At 40.0% G+C, this 16,880-nt stretch carries 18 protein-coding genes; 10 read left to right on the top strand and 8 right to left on the bottom strand.

The features are described 5' to 3' along the window. Positions 1-9 precede the first annotated feature (9 nt). Both ABJD64_RS05585 and ABJD64_RS05580 read left to right on the top strand, forming a co-directional pair. Entirely contained in the window at positions 10-2,460 is a 2,451-nt protein-coding gene (locus ABJD64_RS05585; RefSeq protein ID WP_348179635.1) for an ABC transporter permease, read from the top strand. Positions 2,461-2,638: 178 nt separating this feature from the next. Next, the gene (locus tag ABJD64_RS05580; protein ID WP_348179634.1) at positions 2,639-3,310 is read left to right on the top strand and encodes an ABC transporter ATP-binding protein; all 672 of its coding nucleotides are present in this window, start codon (positions 2,639-2,641) and stop codon (positions 3,308-3,310) included. Between the two features lie 53 nt (positions 3,311-3,363). On the opposite strand, the gene ABJD64_RS05575 is transcribed toward ABJD64_RS05580, so the two are convergent. Then, positions 3,364-4,089, bottom strand: a complete 726-nt coding sequence (locus ABJD64_RS05575; protein WP_348179633.1) for a hypothetical protein — start codon at positions 4,087-4,089, stop codon at positions 3,364-3,366. Positions 4,090-4,252: 163 nt separating this feature from the next. Between ABJD64_RS05575 and ABJD64_RS05570 the strand changes: the two genes are divergently transcribed. The 3 genes from ABJD64_RS05570 (at position 4,253) to ABJD64_RS05560 (ending at position 6,184) form a co-directional block, all read left to right on the top strand. After that, a complete protein-coding gene (locus tag ABJD64_RS05570; RefSeq protein ID WP_348179632.1) occupies positions 4,253-5,164 on the top strand; it encodes a hypothetical protein in 912 nt (303 codons plus the stop codon). Positions 5,165-5,174: 10 nt separating this feature from the next. After that, entirely contained in the window at positions 5,175-5,594 is a 420-nt protein-coding gene (locus tag ABJD64_RS05565; RefSeq protein WP_348179631.1) for a response regulator transcription factor, read from the top strand. Between the two features lie 77 nt (positions 5,595-5,671). Continuing rightward, complete coding sequence (locus ABJD64_RS05560) at positions 5,672-6,184, top strand: DUF4199 domain-containing protein (protein ID WP_348179630.1); 513 nt, start codon at positions 5,672-5,674, stop codon at positions 6,182-6,184. Positions 6,185-6,589: 405 nt separating this feature from the next. Here the strand turns inward: ABJD64_RS05560 and ABJD64_RS05555 are convergent, their stop codons facing one another. Continuing rightward, positions 6,590-7,006: a DUF1573 domain-containing protein gene (locus ABJD64_RS05555; protein ID WP_348179629.1), complete on the bottom strand. Its 417-nt coding sequence runs from the start codon at positions 7,004-7,006 to the stop codon at positions 6,590-6,592. A 34-nt stretch (positions 7,007-7,040) separates the two neighbouring features. Next, entirely contained in the window at positions 7,041-8,438 is a 1,398-nt protein-coding gene (locus ABJD64_RS05550; protein ID WP_348179628.1) for an AAA family ATPase, read from the bottom strand. Positions 8,439-8,480: 42 nt separating this feature from the next. On the opposite strand from ABJD64_RS05550, the gene ABJD64_RS05545 reads away from it, so the two are divergent. The 4 genes from ABJD64_RS05545 (at position 8,481) to coaD (ending at position 10,999) form a co-directional block, all read left to right on the top strand. After that, positions 8,481-8,972: an NUDIX hydrolase gene (locus ABJD64_RS05545; RefSeq protein ID WP_348179627.1), complete on the top strand. Its 492-nt coding sequence runs from the start codon at positions 8,481-8,483 to the stop codon at positions 8,970-8,972. 68 nt (positions 8,973-9,040) lie between these two features. After that, positions 9,041-9,631, top strand: coding sequence for a hypothetical protein (locus ABJD64_RS05540; protein WP_348179626.1), 591 nt, complete (start codon positions 9,041-9,043; stop codon positions 9,629-9,631). Positions 9,632-9,639: 8 nt separating this feature from the next. After that, on the top strand, positions 9,640-10,530 hold the full coding sequence (locus tag ABJD64_RS05535; protein ID WP_348179625.1) for a DUF3822 family protein: 891 nt from the start codon (positions 9,640-9,642) through the stop codon (positions 10,528-10,530). Positions 10,531-10,540: 10 nt separating this feature from the next. Further along, positions 10,541-10,999 (top strand): pantetheine-phosphate adenylyltransferase, encoded by a 459-nt coding sequence (gene coaD, locus ABJD64_RS05530; protein WP_348179624.1) that lies wholly within the window; start codon positions 10,541-10,543, stop codon positions 10,997-10,999. On the opposite strand, the gene ABJD64_RS05525 is transcribed toward coaD, so the two are convergent. Both ABJD64_RS05525 and nhaD read right to left on the bottom strand, forming a co-directional pair. Beyond that, on the bottom strand, positions 10,987-11,685 hold the full coding sequence (locus tag ABJD64_RS05525) for an NUDIX domain-containing protein (protein WP_348179623.1): 699 nt from the start codon (positions 11,683-11,685) through the stop codon (positions 10,987-10,989). The genes coaD and ABJD64_RS05525 overlap by 13 nt on opposite strands. A gap of 245 nt (positions 11,686-11,930) precedes the next feature. Then, positions 11,931-13,211 (bottom strand): sodium:proton antiporter NhaD, encoded by a 1,281-nt coding sequence (gene nhaD, locus ABJD64_RS05520; protein WP_348179622.1) that lies wholly within the window; start codon positions 13,209-13,211, stop codon positions 11,931-11,933. A 304-nt stretch (positions 13,212-13,515) separates the two neighbouring features. Between nhaD and pyrE the strand changes: the two genes are divergently transcribed. Continuing rightward, the gene (gene pyrE / locus ABJD64_RS05515; RefSeq protein WP_348179621.1) at positions 13,516-14,166 is read left to right on the top strand and encodes an orotate phosphoribosyltransferase; all 651 of its coding nucleotides are present in this window, start codon (positions 13,516-13,518) and stop codon (positions 14,164-14,166) included. Between the two features lie 101 nt (positions 14,167-14,267). Here the strand turns inward: pyrE and ABJD64_RS05510 are convergent, their stop codons facing one another. The 3 genes from ABJD64_RS05510 to ABJD64_RS05500 are packed head-to-tail and all read right to left on the bottom strand — an operon-like array spanning position 14,268 to position 16,858. Then, positions 14,268-15,029 (bottom strand): TIGR02757 family protein, encoded by a 762-nt coding sequence (locus ABJD64_RS05510; protein WP_348179620.1) that lies wholly within the window; start codon positions 15,027-15,029, stop codon positions 14,268-14,270. Then, the gene (locus ABJD64_RS05505; RefSeq protein ID WP_348179619.1) at positions 15,022-16,080 is read right to left on the bottom strand and encodes a LysM peptidoglycan-binding domain-containing protein; all 1,059 of its coding nucleotides are present in this window, start codon (positions 16,078-16,080) and stop codon (positions 15,022-15,024) included. Before ABJD64_RS05505 ends, ABJD64_RS05510 begins: the two co-directional genes overlap by 8 nt. Next, a complete protein-coding gene (locus ABJD64_RS05500) occupies positions 16,070-16,858 on the bottom strand; it encodes a hypothetical protein (RefSeq protein WP_348179618.1) in 789 nt (262 codons plus the stop codon). Before ABJD64_RS05500 ends, ABJD64_RS05505 begins: the two co-directional genes overlap by 11 nt. Between the last annotated feature and the right edge of the window lie 22 nt (positions 16,859-16,880).

Here is a 16,880-nt window from a genome sequence, read left to right as displayed (position 1 = left end):
ATTTCATAGATGCTATATAATTATATCAAAATCGCAATTAGAACGATCCAGCGAGATAAGTTTTTCTCCATTATTAATATCCTAGGTTTGGCAATTGGAATGGCCACCAGCTTGGTTATTTATCAATATGTATCCTTTGAAAAAAGCTTTGATGGCTATCATAAACTGTCGGATCAGATTTTCAGAATCCGAGTGGAGGGACAAACATATGCCGGAGAAATGCAATTTCAAAGTGCCAGATGTTATCCAATTGTCGGACCGACGGTAAAGGAGCGTTTTCCTGAAGTGGAAGAGTATGCCAGAGTTTTTCCTTGGAAAATGATCCTATCCCAACAGGATGATAAGATTGGGAAAAGAGAGTTCAATGAAGATAAAATGTGCTTTGTGGATCCATCATTTCTCGACTTGTTCGATGTCAAGATAGTCAGCGCCCATGGTGAAACACTACTTGAAGAACCCAACACTTTTCTGATTTCAGAGCGTATGGCTGAAAAGTACTTCGGGGAAACAGATCCGGTAGGGAAGACCTTATTGGTTAATGGAACAGATCCGGTTGAAGTGGAAGGCGTATTTGAAAATATTCCGAAAAACTCTCATTTGCAATATGATTTCCTAACCGCCTATCAAACGCTTGGAGGAGGGCACTTCGAGAACAGTTGGGGCTGGAACAATGTGTTCGTCTATTTGAAAATACAGGAAAATGCAGATATTGTAAAGCTGGAAGCCAGTTTTCCCACCATGATAGATGAGTACAAAGGCGATTACTTTGAAGCCACGCAATATCGAGAGGACTTGTATTTGCAACCGCTGAAATCCATCCATTTGAATTCTAATTTTCAGGACGAAGCCAGGGTCAATGGCGACGGAAAAACAGTGAAATATTTGGGCATGATTTCAGTCTTTGTGCTGTTGCTAGCATGGATTAACTATATCAACCTGACTACTGCCAAAAGCATCCAAAGGGCAAAAGAAGTTGGCGTAAGAAAAACTACAGGTGCGTCCAGAAGTTCCTTGATTACTCAGTTTTTAATGGAAGCTTTTTTAATGAATCTCATATCTATCGTTCTTGCCTTGTCACTCGTACAGCTTTTTGTGCCTCTATTCAATGCCTTTGCCGAAATGAATATTCCGTTTGATCTGTGGACCAACGCGCAGTTTTGGTTTCTGCTCACCGGTGTGCTTTTCACGGGTAGCTTGCTTAGTGGTATTTATCCAGCCTTGGTGTTGTCCGGATTTGATCCCATACGGGTATTGAAGGGTTCCTTTACGAAATCCAAAGAGGGGCAAGGAATTAGAAAATTGCTGGTAGTGTTTCAATTTGCTTCTACCGTGATTCTTGTGATAGGGACAGCGGTGATCTTCTATCAGATAGAATATATGCGGAACAAAGATCTGGGGATTGACCTGGAACAAACACTGATTATCAAAGGAACCAATATTTACGAGGGCGATTCCGTTGGAGGGGAAGCTTTGTTGGAGCAAAAAATCAATCTTTTCAATCAACACCTGCAAAGCAGCCCGGCTATCGAAAATGTATCTGTTTCCGAATATATTCCATCCGTTAGTCCACATGGATGGGGAGGATACATCAGGAGGTCGGGTGCAGACTTAGCAGAAGCGCGAGCCTATCAGTTACAAGAAATTGATCATAATTATTTAGATCTGTATGGAATTGATCTTGTAGGCGGAAGAAACTTCAATCAGGATAAAATTACTGACAATAGAAAACTACTCATCAACGAGTCTGCCATGCGTAATCTGGGGTTTACTACTTCTGAAGAGGCCATTGGAGCCTTTGTCATTTTTCCTTTTGTCGGACAAAATGATGAAGAAGGAGAGGTCATTGGGGTTATGAAAAACTGGCATCAGAAATCACTTCATGATGAAGTATCACCCATTATTTTCAGCTACAATCCTTCCCAATTTTCTTATGTTTCGGTGAAAATCAATACTAAAGCTTTAAATGAGGATGTTCAAATGATAGAAGAGACCTGGCAGTCCGTGTTTGCAGGAGTTCCTTTCGACTATTTTTTTGCTGACGATAGTTTTAACCAACAGTACAAATCCGATCAGCAGTTTGGTAAGATTGTACTGTTGTTTTCAGTCCTTTCCATTTTCATTGCAATATTGGGTCTGGCGGGACTTTCAGTTTTCAACTGTGCACAACGTATCAAGGAAATTGGCATACGAAAAACACTTGGAGCCCCTATTTTTCATCTGATATACATATTGTCTTCTGAAGTTCTCTTATTGGTTGGTTTGGCAGCAATCATAGGAATTCCGATTTCTTACTTTGCCTTCGATAGCTGGCTGGCTGAATTTGCATTTGCGGCATCTGTTTCCCACTGGGTGTATGTGCTTCCTGTACTCGGTATTCTATTGGTTTCTATATTAATCATCGGAATTCAGACGGTGAAGACGGCTCTGGGCAATCCTGTGGATTCACTCAGGTATGAGTAGCCCTACTGTTGCTTATGTGTTTTGCGAAAGCGGCTCGCTTTGCGGTGTGATGAAAATCAGAAGTTTGACCATTCAATACAATCGAATTGCCCAGAAATGATTTTTTTTCATGGGTTCGTTTCTGACTATAATTTCTATATTTGAGAAAGAGTCAAAAACTTATTTAAAATAAAATCTAATGATCAAACTAAAAGACATAGACAAGTACGTCGATTCTAAGTTTCAGCGCCTGTTTATCCTCAAAGGCATAGATCTTGAGGTCAAGCAGGGTGAATTTGTAAGTATCATGGGGCCGTCAGGTTCGGGTAAATCGACCTTGCTCAATATCATAGGCATGCTTGATAAGCCATCGGAGGGAGAATATTACTTTCTGGACGAACCCGTGCACAAATTCAGTGAGAGGAAAACTTCCAAACTTCACAAAGAGTACATCGGATTCGTGTTTCAGGCCTATCATCTCATCGACGAACTGAACGTTTATGAAAACATAGAAACGCCGCTTCTTTATAGAGGAGTAAAAGGAAAAGAAAGGGCCAGTATGGTGGCTGAAATGTTGGACAGGTTTCAGATGGTTGCCAAAAGAGACCTGTTCCCGGAGCAGCTTTCCGGAGGGCAGCAACAACTGGTTGGCGTGGCCAGAGCATTAATCGGGGGACCTAATCTATTGCTCGCAGACGAGCCAACAGGAAACCTTCACTCTGAGCAAGGCGAAGAAATTATGCAACTATTCAAAAAGCTAAATGATGAGGGAATGACCATTATTCAGGTGACACATTCTGAAAAATGTGCTGAATACGGATCTCGCATCATCAGGCTTGAGGATGGAGCCATAGTCAGTGATGGCAAATAAGCTTTAGGGCCAAATTATTGAAAACCGAAGTCACTCGCTTCGGTTTTTTTTATTTAGAACAAGGAGTTGTAATAGCTAACCACCGCAATTAAATGGTTCGGGTTGGATAAATCGGATTTATTTTCTTTTATATACCCCTTTAGTTCCTCTTGAAAACCCTGTAGAGCTTTAATGAAAGCCTTTTTTGAAAGCTTTATTCTTGAAATTTTACCACTTTCATCCCGGAGATAAAACTCATTTGTACGACTGAAGCGATCTTTGATTTTCCCATCACTATTGATCATACTGTTTTTGGTGGCCCGCTTTATTTTGACATCTGGCCGTCCCAATAGGGCGTTTTTATCATCCAAAAGAATTAAATAAAAGTCTCCTGACCTCACTTTGCTCTTCTGATCTGGTTTCGGTGGGATATAGTAGAAGGTAAATACGGTGTCCTTATTCTGCAGTTTATAAGAAGTAAGAAATTTGGAGAGGATAAGTGTAGAGTCCTTGGTGAATGGATTTCTGTAGATGATTTGATCGGTGAACAAGTTAAGTTTAAGGTCCACGTCTGTGTATTGGTCTCCCTTAATAGTGGTCAATTCGCCTTTGGTCCAATCATCAAACAAGTAAGGACTTCCCACAATTACTAAACCTGAAGTTTCGCTATCTACTTCAGAGGCCCACTGGCTAAAAATAGACTGGTCAATTGGGTTTAGGGGCACACCCTGCACGGGTACTACCTGTGCATAGTCCAAATGATAAACTAATAAGGCAAGAACCAGAATAAGTTGTCGCATAGGTTTTTAGGTTTGAACATATAACAAACATTTATTGGTCTTCCATTAGCTTCTGTAAAATTACGATCATAGATTTATCCGTAATCCAACGCTCTGTTTAATTGTGCATGCCTATATTTGATTTTGTATTTACCCTGGAAATAATTTAACTAATTCCATAGCTATGGATTGCAAAAAACACACCGCCAAAATTCTCATTTTTATAGTTTCGCTTGTTTTCATTGATACAGCAATGGCTCAAATGCCGGACGAGGATAAGAAACAATTCGAAGAATCTATTAAATGGCTGGAGACAAATCTGGCCTATGTCTATCAAAATAAAAGTACAGGAGAATGGTGGAATAATAACTTTTTCTATAATCCGGAAAATCAAGAAATCAATATAAAAAATGCCAGCTCCGATGTCCCGAATGCAACAGATAAAGACGTTTATTTTGATAGGATAGTAAATTTAAAAGAGTTGGATATGGCCTCCGTGAGAATCGATCATGCCTATTCAAACAAAGGAAGAATAGTAAAAGGGAAAGTATTGCATGTAGATGTGATCGGCAAGACCAAACGAATTCAAAAGCTGTATAATGGAAAACCTTCCTTCAAAGAATTCTTTCTTCAGGTATCTTTTCCAGCTGCCAATGATAGTTTGTTTGCCAAAGCGGACCAATGTAAGAAGCACTTTGAAACCATACTGCAACTGTCTACAAAGGTTTACCCAGCGGTTGATTCACTTCAAAATACAAACTACTTGTTTGATTTGATACCAGGCTTATATAATGGTTCAAACAATAGCCGTTGCGAAATAGTGGAGCTTTTCCCTCATTCATTGGAACTGAAATTCTTCAGAAACGACAAACTCTATAAGAAAAGTGTCATCAGCTATGACGAGTCTAATCATCATTTTATCTATTGGATGGTCAATGTAGCCGGCAGTAGTCATTTCGAACTCAATCTCGACTTTGAAAACAATATTAAGCTTGAAGCAAATGCAGAGAACTATAAGCTTATATTTCCAAATAGCAATCAGTTCTCTATATTGGATGAGGGAGCTACTGTTGACTATAATAGAATAGGTTTTTGATTACTAGATTTTGAAAAAATCCGCTATTCTAATCGGTTTGAGTATTGGGCTGCTACTCAGTTTTTTAAATGCCCTGGACTATTTCCATCTTGTAAGAGTGCTGTCATTTGAATATTATGCAGCAGCCATTGGGCTTTGTTTTATGGCTTTGGGGATTTGGGCTGGATTCAAGCTTGCGAATCCTAACAAAATGCCACAAATAACCTCCGAAGTATCTGTAGAAAATGGGAAGAAAATTAATTTGAGTGAGCGCGAAATAGAAGTGCTTGTTGAGTTGAACAATGGCTTGTCAAATCAGGAGATTGCAGACAAGCTTTTTGTCTCTCTCAATACGGTCAAAACCCACATCAGCAATCTTTATCTCAAACTACATGCGAAACGCCGCACGCAAGCTTTGGCCAAAGCCAAATTGCTGAAAATAGTTGAATAATGGTCATTTCATACTTTTGGGTGAGCTGTATTTCTGTTCATTAGTATACATTTGACTTGAATCAAAACGATAAAACAATGAAAAATCTGGCCTTCAAGTATGGAATCATCTCCTCAGCTGTTATGTGTACAATGGTAGTTATTCCATTGTTTATCTGGGAAACCCCGGCAGAAAATAAATATGGTGAGGTGCTTGGTTATGCCGCCATGATTTTGGCTCTCACCGCCATCTATTTTGGCATAAAGGAATACAAAACTGAGCTGGAAGGCGAACTGTCTTTTAAACAAGCCTTTATTTTTGGCACCTTTGTCAATTTTGTAGCCGCGTTGGCTTTTGGTATTTTCTCTTATGCGTTGTATGCCTGGTTGATGCCTGATTTTCTTCAGCAGTACCTGGATCATTCTATAGCGAAAGTAATGACTGATACTTCTTTGACCGAAAGTGAGCGGGCCACTCAGATCAAATTTATTAATGATAGAGAGGATTTCTTTTTGAGTCCTGCACTTGGTGGCTTGTTGATGTTTGGTACCGTCTTTCCAATTGGATTGGTGATGACCTTGATTTCATCATTTGCATTGAAAAGCAAGTAGCACTACCGAAGGAAACATCTCAAGTAAAACGTAGGATAAAAAAAAAGAGAGCTGAGAGGTTCCCTTTCCACTGGCGCAGATGTCATCTCTGTGTAGCTAGATTGAGATTCACAATCCAAAACCCCTCCATTTTTCATGACAAATATCAAATGTGGATAACTATCCAAAGAAAATTTTTACCAACTCAAATTCTGTGATTAGCACCGTGCCAGCATTTTTTATTGTCAGAACTTGTAGATGGCATCGATTGTAAAGAAAAAGATGAATAAGCCGAAACCATCAGAAGGAAGACAAACGGCATGACGGCATTAATTTTCCTTTCCATCCGTAAGTATCCCAATAAATGAGACTAAAAAAGCTCTTGAAGAACACTTCAAGGGCTTTGGTTTATTTTGGAACTGTAACTTAAGAATCCGCCTTGGGCAGAATGTTCGTTACAATCTTAACTCTTTCGGGGTTGTTGGTTGCATTGCTCATGATGGTGATCACCTTGTTTTGATGACCGATTTTGCCTGTGCTGTTGAAAGTCACCTCGATTTTGCTCGATGCACCGGGTACGATCGGCTCGCGTGGCCAGCTGGAGGCTGTACAGCCACAGGTAGTCAATACGTTGGAAATCACAACAGGTGCATCGCCCGTGTTCGTAAACTCAAAAGTGTATTCCACTCTGTCACCTTGCTCGATGTCGCCAAAATCATGAGACATTTCCGAAAACTTAATAAATGGTCCCGGAGGGGTAGGGTCAAGCAATTCGGCATCCTGTGCCGAGGCAGCCATAGATAAAGAGAGAAGTACAACCAGTGTTAATAAATATTTTTTCATCGCTAGTTTATTAATTTTCTTACTTAACGTAATTCTAAAAGAATTTGGTGTCAAAATTAACCAGAAAAAGTTCATTTTTTGCTCGGGTGATGGCAGTATATGTCCATCGAATAAAATCATCGTCCAATTCTGCATCGCCCAAATAGCCCTGATCTACAAAAACAGCATCCCACTGACCACCCTGACTTTTGTGACACGTCAGGGCATAGGCATATTTTACCTGTAGCGCATTTAGGTATTTGTCTTCCTTCATAGCCTCTTTTTGTTTTTTTCGAGTCAGATCTGCATAATCAATCAAGACGCTTTTGTATAAGTTTTGATTTTGCTCCTGCGTCAAAGCCGGGGTATAGCTATGTAGCCCATCCAGAATGATCTTCGCCTCAAATGGCTCAGCATCGGGGTAATCTGTCAATCTAATCTCTACATCAGCGAATCTGAGTCCGTGCAAATCTTCGAACTTTTTTATTTTCAGAATCTCTATAAAATCTCCATTGGCCAGAAAGCCTGAAGGTACCTGATCGGTAGCGAAGTTGTAATTGTTTCGGGAGATCATGAGTAGGTCACCCGCATCCAGCTCATCCTCCTTGTAGAATAAGGTATTACGGATATAATGATTGTACATCACCGCGTTCTTGTTGGATCTGCAGATGATCAAGGTATTCTCCAGCCCGTATTTGTCATGTGCATAACGCAATCCATCTTCCAACCTTTCACCCGTCATACGATAAATGTCCGGACGCGATTTGGTATTGAACTTAATCTTCTTTTCTTTTTGAAACAAGCTGTTTCGCAGGCCTGTGGCATTTAAAAGAATACCGCTATTTTCTGCCTGCCTGGTGATTTCGGTCAATACACTTTCGACAATGTTCAACTGATACACGTTGGCCAGATGCGTGGGATCCAGGGCCATGCTTTTCTCCTGATGAACAGGTGGAAGCTGAGCGGTGTCTCCTACAAGCAATAGCTTGTTTCCTTCTTTTTCAAAAACGTACTGTATCAGGTCATTCAACAGACTCTTGTTATTATAATCAGCCTCAGAGCTGATCATAGAAGCCTCATCCACAATAAAAATTGTATTGGATTGGTAATTTTTTGTTTGGCTAAACACCGGGCCACTCGATTCCTGACTGGACTTGGCCTTATATATTCGTTTATGTATGGTAAAGGCCGTTTTCTTGGCGTACTGACTGATTACCTTGGCGGCACGTCCTGTAGGAGCGAGCAGTACAAATTTATAGTTGAATAGTGGGAGGACTTTTACCAGGGCAGCCACTATAGAGGTTTTACCCGTACCGGCATATCCTTTCAGTATCATGGTAGGTTTGGTTGTCCTGGCAGCGACAAATTGATCAATAGCTACGAATGCCCTGGATTGACTTTCAGTCGGCTCGTGTTCAAATTTGTTTCGTAATATTTCGGAGGGTAATGGCAATTGTATATGTTTAATCTACCGCAAGTATAGCCACCACTGATAATGGGATCAGAAGAAATCAAAAGTATTTTTGGAAACAGGATACGCATCCGTGTAATGGGCCTTTTGGTGAAGGAAGATCAGGTCCTTCTGGTGGATCATTCCGGACTGAACGCTGAGGATGAGTTGTGGCTGCCTCCGGGTGGCGGAGTGGAGGTAGGAGAAAAAGTTGCCACTGCTTTGATGCGTGAATTTCAGGAAGAAGTAGGATTACGGGTTAAAGTCGGAGAGTTTTTGGGTGTAAATGAATTTATTGCCAGCCCTTTGCATGCTATTGAGCTATTCTTTGTAGTGGAGCAAATCGGTGGTAGATTACAGTTAGGTTTTGACCCTGAAATAAAGGGACATTCCATTTTGAAAGAGGTGAGATGGATGAATATTAATGACCTTAAAATGATACCCAAAAGTTGCCTTCATTGGCTATTACAAGACATTGAAACTATAGACGATCTATTTGCCAAACAGGGATTTTTTAATATTGGAAATAATCCGTAAAATAGCATTTGCTTAAGGCAGAATTACTCTAAAAAATAATTATACTTGCAAAAAATCGAAATTCAAGCATGGAGAAGACAAAAATAATATCAATAGGTTTTTTCGTCCTATCGCTCTTGTTGGCGATATTCTTAGGTAGAAGTATCTTCACTTCTATAAACGAAGCTGATAGAATAGCCAGTATGGAGGCAAAGATCATTAATAAGTTGATGATGATCAGAGAAGCACAAATCGGTTATCAGGCAGTGAATGGTCAGTACACAAGTGATTGGCCTAAATTGAAAAATTTTATTGATTCAGGTCAATTTTATCTGACTTCCAGAATTGAGACTATCATTCCTTTATCTTATGGTGCCGATAGTGTGGTTGTGGAAATAGACACCTTGGGAACCGTGGCCGTCAGAGATTCTTTGTTCTCACCTGCAAAATATCCAAACTTTGATTTGGCAACCTTATCGATTGTACCAGGAACTCAGGATAAAGAATTTGCCATGTGGGCAGACAAAATTGAGAAGAGCAACGTTAGAGTGGACGTAGTAGAAGTGTGGAACACTTCACCCGTTGACCCTAAGAGAAAGGAAGACAATGAATCGAGAACCAAGAAGCCTTTAAGGTTTGGTTCAAGAACAAGTATCACTACTGCTGGAAACTGGGAATAACATAAGATTTGGAAGCTATACATAGCGCAACATACAAACTCGTAAAAAGAATCAAAGACAGTGATTTTGATGTAGACCAACTGCACAATTACTGTCTTTCGATGCAAATAGGGATTCGTGATTTTCAATTGTGTATCACAGATACCCGAAATCATACCTGTCTTTTAATTGAAGATTATATCCTTCAAGACGTCAAAACTATCAATGCCAGATTACAGGTGCTGGCCAAACTTTTTGAAAACCATCACCTTTTGATGGCTGGTTTTTGGCACTCGATTAAGCTTTCGCTAAAGAGTCATAAGTTTTCGTTGGTGCCGGCAACCCATTTTGTAGAAGAATCGGTTAGAGATTATCTTTTGCTCAATTGCACGATCAATGATAGTGTCGAGGGAGAGTATACCTACAGACATTCTTCTTCGAATGTGGTCAACGCCTTTGCTGGTGATAAACGCCTGGTAAGTTGGATCAACTCTCTCTATCCAAATAAAGAAATTGAGGTTATACATCAGGGTAGCACACTGATAGAAGGAATTTTAAAGAGCAATACCCAAAATGATTCCAAGGTTGTATACAGCATTTTGGATCGCGGTATCATGCACATCTTCGTGTCAGAAAACCATAAACTTCACTACTATAATCAGTTTTCCATCAAGGAGGCTAAGGACTATGTGAAGTATATCATGTTGGTGTTTAAGGAGTTCAACCTTAGCCAACGTACACAAAAGGTCGTTCTCTGGGGTAATGTGACTCAAAACTCTGAGCATTATAAGATGTTTTCAAAGTATATAGGAAATATCTCTTTTGGAAAACGTCCCTCACAGCTCAAGTTCAACTATCATTTCGATGAGTTGGCTGATCATCAGTATTTTGATCTGCTAAGCGTTTATTTATGTGACTAAACTGAGAACCATGTCGGAAAAAAAGATTGCTCTTTTCCCGGGTTCCTTTGACCCTTTCACCAAAGGGCACGAAGACATTGTGCGAAGATCCCTGAAATTATTTGACGAGGTGATTATTGCAATTGGATACAACAGTGCCAAATCGAGATATTTCGAGGCAGATTATATGGTAGACAGAATCAAGTCTGCTTTTTTGCCTGAAGATCGCATGTCGGTGATGGTGTACAACGAGTTGACGGCTGATCTGGCCCAAAAAACAGGAGCATCCTATCTTGTTAGAGGTTTAAGAAATACTACAGATTTTGAATATGAAAACAGCATATCTCAGGTCAATAGATATTTGAATGATCATTTAGAAACCGTCTTTTTGATTACCGCTCCAGAGTATGCGCATATTAGTTCTACGATTATTCGGGAGGTTCATAAATACGATGGAGATATCAGTCCATTTATTCCTTACAAACTTTGATATTTCAATTCTCCAAGTTCATCTAGTAGGTCTCGGTATTTGTTCACTACGCGCTTGATCGTTTTGTAGGAGTGCAATACAGCCACGTCTACCTCATTGGCATTCATCCAGACAGTCTTTTGAATGTTCTCAGCTTTCTGAGGCTTCATTTTCGAATCGTCGAGGCAGGACATCCTATACCACGTAGTCTTTTTGAGTACATATTTCTTGTTGCGGATATAGGTATGCCACGTGGAGCAAATAAATTCTTCAGATTTTACCTTTACGCCAGTTTCCTCCTCTACCTCTCTGATCGCTCCTTCACGACGTTTTTCTTTTTTCTCTAGCTTACCTTTAGGGATATCCCAAAGGTCATGTCTCAAAATCAACAGGATTTTGTCATCCTTTTCTACAATACCACCGGCAGCTTCTACGATGTTGAATTTTGACTTGAGATATTCTTGCGCTTTGATCTTGTTCTTAACTCTGATTTCAATTTGCTTTATTTTACTGTACTTTGTGTCAGTCATGATGTGCAGCAGTCTGTTGATGGCCTCATGAGACTTCTCTTTGATCAACACTTTTCCTTTGAGTTTGATAGCTTGAATATCATCTGTATCACTATCTAAAACAACATCGAATTTCTTGTTAGATTGGTGCTGATTACCGCGAATTCTGACCGGAATGTCGTTTATGTATATTTTCATAGCCTATTAAGTACTTGGCGAACATGATAAAAAATCCTTGAGTTTCACAATATTCTTCAAGATATTTTAGGCTCATTATCATTTGATAACAGTCCGTAATGATAAGCAGAAGCTTTTTCAAAATCCTGATTGGCCTCACCGAGCCAGCTATTTCATTGAAGACTTCTTACCCGTAATCTCTTTCCCTGTAGATTTTAACTGTATACTAAAGTATGATGGAGATGAAAAATAATACGACCGGAATGTTAAAAGCCCAGTAATATAAACATGAGGTACCATGTACCTACAGCCGCTATATAACCGAGTAATGCAGGTAAGGAGCCCTTTTTGAAATAATCATTGAATGTGAGCGTGTCTACCTGACCCATGGCAGCTACGCCTGCTGCTGATCCTATTATCAGAATACTTCCACCTGTACCTGCCGTAATGGCTAGGAGAATCCAATAAATAAAATGGATGCCGTCTGGCAGCATCTTAATGGCGGCAGCCGTTAGGGGTACATTATCAAAAAAGGAAGAAAGAAGTCCCAGGGAAGTATGTCCGGTAATTAGGGCGCCGGGGTTGTTTAATATATCGCTTCCGAAAATGGATTGAGCCATGATGTCCAATGTTCCCGCATACTTAAGCGCATCTACGGCTAGCAGTATGCCGACAAAGAAATAGATGGTAGCCATGTCTATTTTCTTGACCAGATTTACAATGTCTCCGGCCTTCTCTTTCAACTTACCTCTTTTAAATTTCACGTCAATCACAATGGCTATGATGCCCAGTCCAAAGAGGATACCAAAGAAAGGAGGCAGGTGAAGCATATTGATCAAAACAGCTACGCCGAATGTTGAAAAGCCGATAATAATGAGCCCCCATTGTGTTGGGAGACCATTTTTCAGATCTCTTCCTATTCGGTCCTCATATTCAATTTTCGCAGTAAGTATGGCCTGCGGAACTATCCAGGCGACTATTGAGGGTAGAAAACCGTAAAGCACGATCTGCCAGGCAGTAAACTTATCAGCCAACCATAGCATAATTGTAGTAACATCACCAACCGGGGACATAGCGCCTCCTGCATTAGCGGCAATTACGGTGTTGATCACGAAAATATTGAAATTCTGTTTTTTGATATACAGGTATCTGCCAATATGAATCATGACAAGTGTACTCGTCAAATTGTCCAAAAGGGCTGAGGCAAAAAATGTAATAAGGCCTAGAATCCAAAATAACTTTCTATTGGAAATATTGAATTTCATCAGGCGCACTTCGACCCAGGTAAAGAACCGAAAATGACCAAGCATTTCTACAATGGTCATAGCACCCATAAGGAAAATAACCAGTTCAAAAATTTCAGCAAAACTATCGCTTAGTGGGCCATGAAGCTGAGCTTTAGTCTGACCAAAGGCAACCGCCATCCACATAATGGTGCCCATAAATAGCGCTAACCAACTTTTGTTTACTTTAAATTTATGTTCGAAGGCAATGCCAATGAAGCCAACAAAAAAAATAGCTAGGAGAATAATTGAGAAAGTGTCCATTTTATCAAGCAGAGGCTTTTATTAATAAATATTAATAGCGCCCGTCGATGTCAGATATTATCTAGGATAACAGGAACTATTTTTGTGCGAATTTAGTATTGAGCCTTGGTTGTTGTAATGACTTTTGAAGCGCGCAAAGGTATTATAAATCAGTCCATCTTATTTGGATTTATAAAATAAAATACAACCCAGGGATATTGATAGGAGAAGGTGGAGAGTTTTCGGAATGGTGTGGTTTTATGATTGGCCCGATAAATCAACAATAGTCTCGGATCATAATTTAAAATATGACTAATTTCGCCACATGATGAACAATGAATCAAATCTTCCGCTAAGTGCTCAAATAGCCACAGAATTATTAGAGATCAAAGCCATCAAACTTCAGCCGAAAGACCCTTTTACCTGGGCTTCTGGATGGAAATCCCCAATTTATTGTGACAATCGAATGACCTTATCGTACCCATCCTTAAGGACATTGATTAAGAATGCATTTGTAAAAGAAATAAAAAGCAGATATCCGGATACAGAGGTTATAGCTGGAGTTGCCACTGCGGGTATTCCTCAGGGAGCGCTAATAGCTGAGGAAATGGGCTTGCCATTCATCTACGTAAGAGACAAGGCCAAATCACATGGCCGAACGAATCGAATAGAAGGACAGGTACAAGAAGGAAAGAATGTATTTGTAGTGGAGGATCTAATTTCTACCGGAGGTAGCTCAATCAAGGCGATCGAAGCACTAAGAGAGGCAGGTATGAAAGTACTTGGGCTGGGTGCTATTTTTACCTATGGTTTTCCTCATGCAGACCGAAACCTGATGCAGGCGAATGTATCTCACTTCACCCTGTCTGATTATCATTCTTTGCTTGATATAGCGGCTTCTTCCAATTTAATTAAAAGTGAGGAGTTGGAATCTCTGAATTCCTGGAGAATGGAGCCTGAGAATTGGAGAGGGTAATTACTTCAAAGTTTAAAGTCATGAGTTTAAAGTTGAAAGTATTTTTTTCATAATCAAAGTTCAACTTCCGACTTATACTTTCTACTTTTTGCTTTCAACTCCTAATACTTCTCCATCACACCTAATCCGAATAAGGCGAAATCGTATTTCACTGGATCCAGTGGATCCAGTTGGCGCAGATTATTGGTAAGCTCTAGAGCTGCTTGCCAATCAGTTTGTTTTCGCTGTAGCAACCCTAATTTTCTGGCGACGCGTTCTACATGAACGTCGAGTGGGCAAATCAATTGAGTGGGGTCGATGGTATTCCAAATCCCAAAATCAACGCCTCTTTTATCCTTTCGTACCATCCATCTCAGATACATATTGAGACGCTTGCAGGCAGACTTTCGCTTAGGTGTTGAGACATGCTTTCTTGTACGATCTGGAGCATCTGGCATCGCAAACATGCTATTGTGAAAGTTGGTCAGGTAAGTTTCGATGTCTCCAGTTTGATCTTCAGTAAAAGCAGTTTCAAGTGATTGATGCCTTTTGTAGTGATGATTGAGGAAATCAATAAAAAACAATGTATCAGTAGGATTGAACGTACGATGCTTAAAACTAAGAAATCTTTTCAAGTCATTCTCCTGATGATTCAGGATAAAATCATGAGGTGACCCATCCATCATTTGGATTAGCTCATTGCACTTATTGATGATGGTTTTGCGTTGCCCCCAAGCCAGTGTGGCAGCAAATAAGCCGGCAATTTCAATATCCTGTTTTTTAGTAAACTGGCGAGGTATCGAAATTGGGTCTTCAGCTACAAAAGATGGCTGATTGTATTTTTCGTAATTGTTATCAAGAAAATGTTTTAGTTCGCTATTCATTTTCCAGATAGCTAACCGTTACGGGCGTCTTTAGGTCTCGGGCGCCAAGTGCCTTATAGGCGGCAGAAGATAGGCGCATGAGGAGTGTTCGGTTCATTGCGCTTTCCGGAAGTTTGCCTACCACGCGAGCTTTAATGGATTGATTGGTCATTTGATTCTTTACTTGAATGGTCGACCCTAGCGGGGCAGTTCGGTGAAGTGCGAGAAATTTTTTGGTATAATCTGTGTCTTCTATTTTCATGACAAACCCTTCTTCTATGGTCTGTTTTCCACCCTCAACCTCATTCGTTTTGGTTTTAAATTGACTATTGTCAGTCCTTACATAAAGGGTGTCAAGTTTCGGGACTTCAGGCGTTTTTGGTCGGACAGAATCGATAACTACCTTTTCAACCGACTTGACTGACAGGCTATCCCTATATATCTCGCTTTCACCAGATACAATCAATTTCTGACCTATAGAAAGGGAGAAGTTTGATAGCCTATTCCATTGCTGGAGATCTTCGATCTCGACCTGATACATTTTTGAAATTCCGAAAAGGGTCTCAGAAGGCTTTACAACATGATGTTTGGTAATTTTTGAAGCTTGATCAACGGCATTGTCCTGAATGGTGCCAGACTTGACCAGGAGTGTGTCGCCTATGCTCAATGTCATATTTTTCAGATCATTAAGTGCAACAAGAGAGTCCAGAGGAAGGCCATACAGCCTTGAAATTGCAAATAGGGTTTCTCCCTGTCTGACTAAGTGAAAATTGTCAGAGACAACGGATTCGATTTTCGGTTCGACTTTCCTTTTCTTCTTGACGAGGGGTATCCGAATCTCGTCATACATTTTCAAACCATCTTTCAAGGAAGTGTTTTGTTTATGTAAGTCCTCAATAGTTACTCCATAGCGTCGGGCAATTGAGTATAAGGTTTCTTTAGGCTCTGCTCTGTGAATGATAAACTTTTTCCCTTTTACTTTTTCCGTTCTCAAGCTGTCAGTTGGATTGATGGAGTAAACCAGTTGAGCGAAACTCATGACTATAGTGAAAAGGAGTAGTCTAAACATCATATATATTGAGGGTATTTTTTTGTGTAACAAATATGGTCTTATTTCTAAATACAAAGAAGGTATCCTTACCAATTCCGGTCAACTGATCTTCAAGCAAAATACATTCCAGCATTTGACCATCAGTTTCCAGAATGGCCAATGAATTGACTAAGCCTTTTTCTGATTCTTCGTAAAACGAGATTAAAAACTTATCGTCCGTCTTCAGATATTCAATTTGCCTACAAGGAACAATGTCGTGAGTACTGAAATATTGTACGAACCATTGGAAATATTCTGATGCCTCCGGATATGCTATGGCATATTGTATTTTAGCTAAGTGATCAATATTATCAACAATGGCCGGTTCATGCTTCATTTCAGTTCCTGAATCCAAGTCCAGATATATCTTTCTACTGGTGAAATTTGGATGAGGAATCTGAATCCAGCCAGGTCCGGATTGAATAATTTTGGTATTAGTCAGGCTAAAGGTGGGATCACCGCCATCCCAATTAAAACTGAGTATATTGGATTGATCCGGATTGTTTTGATCTGAGTATTGATTGAATAAAAGGCTATCCGTTGTGTATGATTTCAGTACCAGTCCACTGTATTCAGGACCGAAGGCTATTGCCTTGACAATCTCCAGGGGGATGAAAGATAGAAGAAGAAATGTTTGTTGTTTTAATGTTGCATCTGCGGTTTCTATCAATAGCAAATTCTCGTCTGCTCCGGGCAGAATCGATTTAATAGGAAAATCAAAAGTTACTTGATGATGATGGGTTGATTTTTTAACCGCCAAAATTTAATATTCGTTTAAGTGA

It is taken from the genome of Reichenbachiella sp. (assembly GCF_039944555.1).
In the GTDB taxonomy this organism is placed as follows: domain Bacteria; phylum Bacteroidota; class Bacteroidia; order Cytophagales; family Cyclobacteriaceae; genus Reichenbachiella.
Note: the sequence above shows the minus strand (reverse complement) of the source record. Positions and strands in the feature narration are given on the sequence as shown.

What these genes read in the sequence shown, in the direction of transcription:
- ABJD64_RS05570 (WP_348179632.1), top strand. Translation starts at nt 4,253, where the DNA reads ATGGATTGCAAAAAACACACCGCCAAAATTCTCATTTTTATAGTTTCG.
- ABJD64_RS05545 (WP_348179627.1), top strand. Translation starts at nt 8,481, where the DNA reads ATGGGATCAGAAGAAATCAAAAGTATTTTTGGAAACAGGATACGCATC.
- ABJD64_RS05555 (WP_348179629.1), bottom strand. Translation starts at nt 7,006, where the DNA reads ATGAAAAAATATTTATTAACACTGGTTGTACTTCTCTCTTTATCTATG.
- ABJD64_RS05510 (WP_348179620.1), bottom strand. Translation starts at nt 15,029, where the DNA reads ATGAATAGCGAACTAAAACATTTTCTTGATAACAATTACGAAAAATAC.
- ABJD64_RS05525 (WP_348179623.1), bottom strand. Translation starts at nt 11,685, where the DNA reads ATGAAAATATACATAAACGACATTCCGGTCAGAATTCGCGGTAATCAG.
- ABJD64_RS05585 (WP_348179635.1), top strand. Translation starts at nt 10, where the DNA reads ATGCTATATAATTATATCAAAATCGCAATTAGAACGATCCAGCGAGAT.
- ABJD64_RS05580 (WP_348179634.1), top strand. Translation starts at nt 2,639, where the DNA reads ATGATCAAACTAAAAGACATAGACAAGTACGTCGATTCTAAGTTTCAG.
- pyrE (WP_348179621.1), top strand. Translation starts at nt 13,516, where the DNA reads ATGATGAACAATGAATCAAATCTTCCGCTAAGTGCTCAAATAGCCACA.
- ABJD64_RS05540 (WP_348179626.1), top strand. Translation starts at nt 9,041, where the DNA reads ATGGAGAAGACAAAAATAATATCAATAGGTTTTTTCGTCCTATCGCTC.
- ABJD64_RS05575 (WP_348179633.1), bottom strand. Translation starts at nt 4,089, where the DNA reads ATGCGACAACTTATTCTGGTTCTTGCCTTATTAGTTTATCATTTGGAC.
- ABJD64_RS05560 (WP_348179630.1), top strand. Translation starts at nt 5,672, where the DNA reads ATGAAAAATCTGGCCTTCAAGTATGGAATCATCTCCTCAGCTGTTATG.
- ABJD64_RS05505 (WP_348179619.1), bottom strand. Translation starts at nt 16,080, where the DNA reads ATGATGTTTAGACTACTCCTTTTCACTATAGTCATGAGTTTCGCTCAA.
- nhaD (WP_348179622.1), bottom strand. Translation starts at nt 13,211, where the DNA reads ATGGACACTTTCTCAATTATTCTCCTAGCTATTTTTTTTGTTGGCTTC.
- coaD (WP_348179624.1), top strand. Translation starts at nt 10,541, where the DNA reads ATGTCGGAAAAAAAGATTGCTCTTTTCCCGGGTTCCTTTGACCCTTTC.